The sequence below is a fragment of the Pseudomonas sp. SIMBA_067 genome, assembly GCF_046534675.1.
GTDB classification, from domain to species: Bacteria; Pseudomonadota; Gammaproteobacteria; order Pseudomonadales; family Pseudomonadaceae; genus Aquipseudomonas; species Aquipseudomonas putida.
Window position 1 is genome coordinate 1 of the sequence record NZ_JAWRYH010001373.1, and the last position, 235, is coordinate 235.

The window sequence follows — 235 nt, forward strand, 5'->3', positions numbered from 1 at the left end:
CCAGGCGATGAGCGAGTTGGATTTCATCCGTGCGGTGCTCGACGAGGCTGATTGCGACCTGCTGCTGGACGTCAACAACGTGTTCGTCAACGCGTGCAACCATGCTTACGATGCGCAGGCGTTCCTTCAGGGGTTGCCACAGGCGAGGGTCATCGGCATGCATGTGGCGGGTCACTACGATGAGGCCCCCGACCTCAAGGTCGATACCCACGGAGCACCGGTAAAAGAAGATGTG

The 235-nt window shown here is 59.6% G+C and carries 1 protein-coding gene; it reads left to right on the plus strand.

What is annotated here, in order from left to right; genetic code table 11:
* Positions 1 to 235: DUF692 family multinuclear iron-containing protein (locus SB765_RS33850; protein WP_410933064.1), on the plus strand; the 235-nt coding region annotated here is incomplete at both ends.